We start from the raw sequence: 6,440 nt of genomic DNA, 5'->3' as shown, positions 1-6,440 counted from the left end.
GACAGCTCTACCGCGCCCTCACCACCGACATAGCCCAGCTCACCAACACCACTTGACCTCTATAGGAGCATCCTTCACCACGTGAGATGTCACGGCCCCGGCAAAGTCTGGGTGCTGCGCGCCCCCAATGTGGCATTGGGGGAGTTCAAGTTCCCCAATGCCACATTGGGGGAGTTTGCTGGGTCTCTTTCGTGGTGGCGGCTGGGTCTGTTGGGCCGGATGTGACTGGTGAGGCTGCGACGCCGGGGCGGGAGTTCGTGAAGGCCACCTTCACCACGTGAGACGACAGAAACTCGGCCTTCAGCCGGACAGCGGGCATCCGCCCACGTGTCCGCGGCAAGCATGCCGTGAAGGGGGCACTCACGGCATGAGACGCCGTGAAGGCCCCCTTCACGGCATCGAGGTCACCACACCAGCCCCACCAGTCACACCCGTAGGCAGCGAGGGAGCTTTACTACCCTTCTTCGCCAGCAAAGCTCCCTCGCTCGCGCCTGACAACCGACTTTGCCGGGGCCCTGACTGAGACGTGATGAAGGTGGCCTTCACGTGCGTTCGGGCCCGGACGGAACAGAATGGGGCGGTGAGCGTCAAGCGCCCGGACTTCGCGGCCCCGCACTGGCTGGTGCAGCTGCTGCGCAGCACGCCCGCCCCGATGCCGTGGACCCGCGCGATCCGGGCGCCGATCGCGCTGGCCCTCCCGCTGGCCGCCGGGCTCGCGCTCGGCGACATCCAGCTGGGCGCGCTGGTGTCGACCGGGGCGTTGCCGACGGTGCTGTCCGAGGCCGCGGGGGCCTACCGCTACCGCGCCCGCCGGCTCGGCGGCGCCACGGCGGCGGCCGCGGCCGGGTACGTGGTCGGACTGCTCACCGGCGGCAACCTCGCGCTGTCCATCCCCGCGATCGTCCTGGTCGCGGCGATTTCGGCGTTGATCAGCGCCGCGGGCAGCAACGCCTCGACCGCGGCACTGCAGCTGTTCGTGTTCTGCGTGCTGGGCAGCGGCCAGCACCAGCTCGGGGTGGACACCGGCACGGCACTGGTCTGCTTCCTCGTCGGTGCGGGCTGGAGCCTGGCCGTCGCACTGGCCGGATGGACCGTTCGCGCCACCTCGCCCGAGCGGACGGCCGTCGCGCAGGTCTACATCGAGCTGGCCGGGATGCTCTCCGCCGAGGACGAGGACACCGCGCGGGCAGCGCGCCACCAGCTCACCACCGCCATGAACACCGCCTACGACCGGCTGCTCAGCGCCCGGTCGTGGCTGTCCGGCAGGGACGCCGCCTACCGCAGGCTGCTCGACATCCTGTCCTCGGGAACGCCCGCGGTCGAAGCCGCCGTCGCCATGGTCAACGCCCGCGAACGGCCACCTCGTGAACTCGTCGAGCACACGCTGGCCATCGCCATCGCGATCCTCGCCGACACCCGCATCCCCGCCCCACCGGAGCTGGACGACGCCGAGCCGATGGCCGTCGCGCTGCGGGCGGGACTGGCCAGGGTCGGCCCGGGCGCCGACCGCAAGCGCAGGGAACGGGTACCCGTGCGCACCCAGGTCCGCGAGTGGCTGGCCTCGCTGGCCGGACCGCTGACCTGGCTGGCGACCCTGCGGCTGACGCTCTGCGTCGGCATCGCCGAGGCAGTCAGCCTGCTCGTCCCCGTCGAGCGCTCGTACTGGATCACGCTGACCGTCGGCATCGTGCTGAAACCGGACTTCGGCTCGGTGTTCGGCCGTGCCGTGCTGCGTGGCATCGGCACGGTCGCCGGAGTCACCATCGGCGCCGTCGTCCTGGTCGCCGGGGCGCAGGGCTGGGCACTGGTCGCGCTCTGCGCCGTGTTCGCCGCGGGCGTCGCCGTCGGCAAGGTCCGCAACTACGGCATCCTCAGCGCGTTCGTGACGCCGCTGATCATCCTGCAGATGGAGCTGTCCAGCCACGGTGACTGGGGCGTCGTCGTGGCCAGGCTCGTCGACACGCTGCTCGGCTGCCTCATCGTGCTGGTCTTCGGGTACCTGCTGTGGCCGGGCAGCAGGCGCCCGAGGGTGGGTGGCCTGCTCGCCGACGCACTGGACACCATCTCCCGCTACGCCGACCACGCCCTGCGGCCCGCCGCCGACCGGGCGGACCTCTCGCGGTACCGCCGCCGCGCCTACCGCGGCCTCGCCGACGTGCGCACGGCCTTCCAGCAGGTGATCGTCGAACCGTCGGCGGCGGGCAGGCAGGCCGTCGCCTGGTGGCCGGTCATCGCGGCACTGGAACGGGTCACCGACGCCGTCACCGAGGTCCTGGTGACGCTCACCCACGGCGCCGAACCACCGGACGGGCACAAGGTCGAGCTGATCAAGGCCGCGCTGGCCGAGCTGGCGGCCGCCGTCCGCGAGCAGCGGGACCCACGCAGCGTCGAACTGCCCGAGTCCGAGCAGCTGTCCGGGGTCGTCGAACAGCTCGGCGCCGCGTTCGACGCGCTGCGCGGGCCGGACCTCGCGGAAAGCTCGCCGTTGCGGTTCGTCCGCCGTTTCCTGCCCGATCGGTGGACCTGAGGTTGCGGTAATGCCGCAAAACGGGCTCCATGGAGACATGGGTATCAACTTCGACGACATCAAGAAGAAGGCCCAGGACGCACTGGGCAAGCACGGTGACAAGGTCGAGCAGGGCCTGGACAAGGCGAGCGGCTTCGCCAAATCCAAGTTCGGCGACAAGGCCGACAAGATCGACAACGTCACCGACAAGGCCAAGGGCTTCCTGCACAAGCAGGCAGGCGGTGACGACAAGCCGCCGCAGGACCCGCCGAAGCCGGGCCCGCCGCCTAGCTGACCTCGCCGGTCGCGGTACGCAGCTCGTCGGTGAGCGCGGTGATCCGACCGCCGCGCTCGCCGAGTGCCGCCAGTGCCTCCACGGCGTCCGGCGCGGTCAGGTCGATCCGCACGCCGGTGCGCTGGGCCTCCCGAGCCTGCGCAAACGTTTGCTTCCCCTCGTGACCCGCGTTGATCGTCACGGCCAGCCCGCCGGTCGACGCGAGTGAGCCCCGTGCCGCGCCCAGCCTGCCGAGCGCGTCGTCCAGGACCGGCAGTAGTGCCTCCCGGTTGCCCTCGGTCATGGCCCGCACCAGCGCCGGCCTGCTGCCGGCGACCCGGGTGCCGTCGGCGTAGGACCCTGCCGCCAGCGCGGCCGCCAGCGGGCCACCCTCGGCAGCCACCGCGGACAGCACCGCCGCCAGCAGATGCGGCAGGTGCGACACCCGCGCGACCGCCTCGTCATGCGCTGCCGCGCCGGCCGGGACCACGTGTGCCCCGGCCTCCAGCGCCAGCGCCGCCACCTCGGCCCAGTCGCCGAGATCGGTCCCGGGCTCCACGCCGACCACCCACGCCGCTCCGTCGAACAGGCCCGCCGTACCCGCCGACCAGCCCGACTCCGCCTTGCCGGCCATCGGATGCCCCCCGACGAACCGCGTGTCCGGCGCCCACCGCCGCACGGCCCGCAGGACCGGCCCCTTCACGCTGGTGACGTCGGTGAGCAGGCACTCCGGCGCTTGCTCCGCGACGTGATGCAGCGTCTCGTCCAGTGCGGTCAGCGGCACGGCGAGGACGATCAGCGCGTCCCGCTCGGCCGCCCTGCGCAGTGCCGCGTCCAGGTCGGTACCGCAGTCGAAACCGTCCGCTCTCGCCGCGCCGGCGTCGGCCTCGGACAGCGTGGCACCCCACACCGTCCGCTTCCCGGCCGCCGCCCGCAGCAGCGAACCACCGATCAACCCGAGCCCGATCACGCAGACGTCTCGCACCCGGCACATCCTGCCGTACTAACGCAAGGCGTCCAACGCGTACGCGGCGTACATGGCGACGCCGCTGGCCATCGCGTCCTCGTGGTAGTTGACCCGGTTCGAGTGGTTGGGCGCCACGTCGGCCAGGTCCACGTCCGGCGGGCAGGCGCCGAGGAAAGCGAACGCGCCCGGCACCCGCTGCAGCACGTAGGAGAAGTCCTCCGCGCCCATGACCGGCTCGGCCATCAGCTCGGCGTTGTCCGCGCCGAGGACCCGCTCGGCCAGGCCCAGCACCCGCGCGGAGTGCTCGGGGTCGTTGGCCGTGACCGGGTAACCCGGCTCCAGGTCGACGTAGACCCGGCAGCCGTAGGCGGCGCCGACGTTCTCGCACACCGTCGCCAGCTCCTCGCGCACCTGCGCGCGGGTCCGCTCGGACAGCGTGCGGATCGTGCCCTGCAGCTCGGCCGTCTCCGGGATGATGTTGCTGGTCGTGCCCGCGGTGATCCGGGCGACGGTCAGCACGGCGGGGTCGAACACGCTCACCCGCCGGGTGATCATCGTCTGCAAGGCGCCGACCATGGCCGCGGCGGCGGGCACCGGGTCGACGGCGTTGTGCGGCATCGACGCGTGCCCGCCCTTGCCGGTCACCGTCACGAGGAACTGGTCCGCCGAAGCCAGGATCGGCCCCGGCCGGGTGAGCAGCCGCCCGGACGGGGCGTTGGCGTAGATGTGGATGCCGAACGCGCCGGTCACCCGCTCACCGGCCGCGTCGAGCACGCCTTCGTGGATCATGTGCCGCGCGCCGTGGTAACCCTCCTCACCCGGCTGGAACATGAACACCACCGAGCCGGACAGCTCGTCCACGTGATCGGCCAGCACCCGCGCCGACGACGCCAGCATCGCCACGTGCGTGTCGTGCCCGCAGGCATGCATCGACCCGGGTACCTCGGAGGCGAACTCCAGCCCGGTGTCCTCGGTCAGCGGCAACGCGTCCATGTCGCCGCGCAGCAGCACGGCCGGCCCCGGCCTGGCGCCCCGCAGCACGGCGGTCAGTGAGGTGGTCGACGTGCCGCGGGTGATCTCCAGCGGCAGATCCGCCAGCGCGGCGGCGATGGCGGCCTGCGTCCTCGGCAGGTCCAGCCCCTGCTCGGGGTGCCGGTGCAGTTCGCGGCGCAACGCGACGGTGCGGTCCTGCACCGCCCTGGCCTCGGTGAGCAGCCTCGGCAGACGCGGGTCGGGCAGCGTGGGAAGTTCGGCGGGACCGGTTTGGCTCATGCGGTGATCCTGGCAGGCGGGCATCGCGATTCAAGCGGGTATACGGTGTGCCCATGGCGGGGCAGGAGGCGGTCGCCGGGTTCGCGGTTGCCGTGGTGCGCGAGGACGGCCGGTGGCGGTGTACCGCGCTCGACGCGAGTGCGCTCTCGGGGCTGGACGCCGCGATCACGGCGCTGACGAAGATCCGGTCGACCGGCGCGATCTTCGGGTTGCTGGCCGTCGACGAGGAGTTCTTCGTGATCGTGCGGCCCAGCCCGCGCGGCGCGTCGCTGCTGCTGTCCGACGCCGCGGCGGCACTGGACTACGACATCGCCGCCGACGTGCTGGACATGCTGCGGGTCGACCCTCCCGACGAGGAGGACGAGTCCATCTGGCCGGAGGGTGACCTGGAGATCCTCGCCGACCTGGGCCTGCCGGGCGTCGAGCTGGAAGTCATCGTCGGCGAGGTCGACAACTACCCCGACGAGCAGCTGCAGATGATCGCCCAGCGTTGCGGGTTCGCCGACCAGTTCGCCGCCCTGCTGGACGACATGTGACCGACGAGGACGCCGTCCGCGCCGCACTCGCGGTCGCCGCGGAGGCGCCCTCGACCGGGGACGTCCCGATCGGCGCCGTCGTCCTCGCACCGGACGGCACCGAGCTGGCCAGGGCCCGCAACGCCCGTGAGCAGCTCGGCGACCCGACCGCCCACGCCGAGGTGCTCGCCCTGCGGGCCGCCGCAGCCCGGTTCGGCGACGGCTGGCGGCTCGACGGCTGCACACTCGCCGTCACCGTCGAGCCCTGCACCATGTGCGCGGGCGCGCTCGTGCTGGCCAGGGTGGCGCGGGTGGTGTTCGGGGCGTGGGAGTCCCGCACCGGCGCCGTCGGGTCGCTGTGGGACGTGGTGCGTGACCGCAGGCTCAACCACCGCCCGCAAGTGCGGGGCGGGGTGCTGGAGGCCGACTGCGCGGCCCTGCTCGCGGATTTCTTCGCCGAGCACCGCCCGGAAGCGTGACGCGGGTCATGCCGGGCGTGAGGTTCACGCCGCCGTGGGTACCTACCGGTAGTCCACGAAAAGGAGAGACCCGTGAACATGATGGACAAGGCGAAGGACAAGATCCAGCAGGCCGTCGGCAGCGCCAAGGAGAAGCTCGGCGAGGTCACCGACAACCCGGACCTGCGGGACTCGGGCAAGGCCGACCAGACCAAGGGCGAGGTCAAGGAAGCGGGCCACGACCTGCGGGACAAGGCCGCCGGCGCCGTCCAGGACGCCAAGGACAAGCTGGGCCGTAACGACCGGGACCGGTGACCGGCGCTCCTCGGCCGTGCGGTAGCCTGTTCGGCGGTAGCGTGTCCGAGCGGCCGAAGGAGCACGACTCGAAATCGTGTGACGGTTGACCCCGTCCGTGGGTTCAAATCCCACCGCTACCGCGCTAAAGGGC

Annotated in this window: 7 protein-coding genes and 1 tRNA gene; 6 read left to right on the top strand and 2 right to left on the bottom strand. The window is 71.9% G+C overall.

The features are described from left to right. Positions 1-580: 580 nt before the first annotated feature. The gene (locus tag EWH70_RS10785; protein WP_130475144.1) at positions 581-2,527 is read left to right on the top strand and encodes an FUSC family protein; all 1,947 of its coding nucleotides are present in this window, start codon (positions 581-583) and stop codon (positions 2,525-2,527) included. Between the two features lie 37 nt (positions 2,528-2,564). Then, positions 2,565-2,801: an antitoxin gene (locus EWH70_RS10780; protein ID WP_130475143.1), complete on the top strand. Its 237-nt coding sequence runs from the start codon at positions 2,565-2,567 to the stop codon at positions 2,799-2,801. Here the strand turns inward: EWH70_RS10780 and EWH70_RS10775 are convergent. Both EWH70_RS10775 and EWH70_RS10770 read right to left on the bottom strand, forming a co-directional pair. After that, entirely contained in the window at positions 2,794-3,774 is a 981-nt protein-coding gene (locus EWH70_RS10775; protein WP_276320555.1) for a prephenate dehydrogenase, read from the bottom strand. The two genes, EWH70_RS10780 and EWH70_RS10775, sit on opposite strands and share 8 nt — an antisense overlap. A gap of 9 nt (positions 3,775-3,783) precedes the next feature. Beyond that, entirely contained in the window at positions 3,784-5,019 is a 1,236-nt protein-coding gene (locus tag EWH70_RS10770) for a M20 metallopeptidase family protein (protein ID WP_130475142.1), read from the bottom strand. Positions 5,020-5,072: 53 nt separating this feature from the next. Here EWH70_RS10770 and EWH70_RS10765 point away from each other — a divergent pair, with 53 nt between their 5' ends. The 4 genes from EWH70_RS10765 to EWH70_RS10750 all read left to right on the top strand — a co-directional run bounded on the left by EWH70_RS10765 (position 5,073) and on the right by EWH70_RS10750 (position 6,429). Further along, complete coding sequence (locus tag EWH70_RS10765; protein WP_130475141.1) at positions 5,073-5,555, top strand: tRNA adenosine deaminase-associated protein; 483 nt, start codon at positions 5,073-5,075, stop codon at positions 5,553-5,555. Then, entirely contained in the window at positions 5,552-6,013 is a 462-nt protein-coding gene (locus tag EWH70_RS10760) for a nucleoside deaminase (protein ID WP_130475140.1), read from the top strand. The genes EWH70_RS10765 and EWH70_RS10760 overlap by 4 nt, the downstream gene beginning before the upstream one ends. A 78-nt stretch (positions 6,014-6,091) precedes the next feature. Continuing rightward, a complete protein-coding gene (locus EWH70_RS10755; RefSeq protein WP_420809048.1) occupies positions 6,092-6,307 on the top strand; it encodes a CsbD family protein in 216 nt (71 codons plus the stop codon). Positions 6,308-6,342: 35 nt separating this feature from the next. After that, positions 6,343-6,429: transfer RNA gene (locus EWH70_RS10750), tRNA-Ser, on the top strand. The last annotated feature ends 11 nt before the right edge of the window (positions 6,430-6,440 follow it).

Source organism: Amycolatopsis suaedae, from assembly GCF_004214935.1.
In the GTDB taxonomy this organism is placed as follows: domain Bacteria; phylum Actinomycetota; class Actinomycetes; order Mycobacteriales; family Pseudonocardiaceae; genus Amycolatopsis; species Amycolatopsis suaedae.
This window is presented reverse-complemented; position numbering and strand designations above follow the sequence as displayed.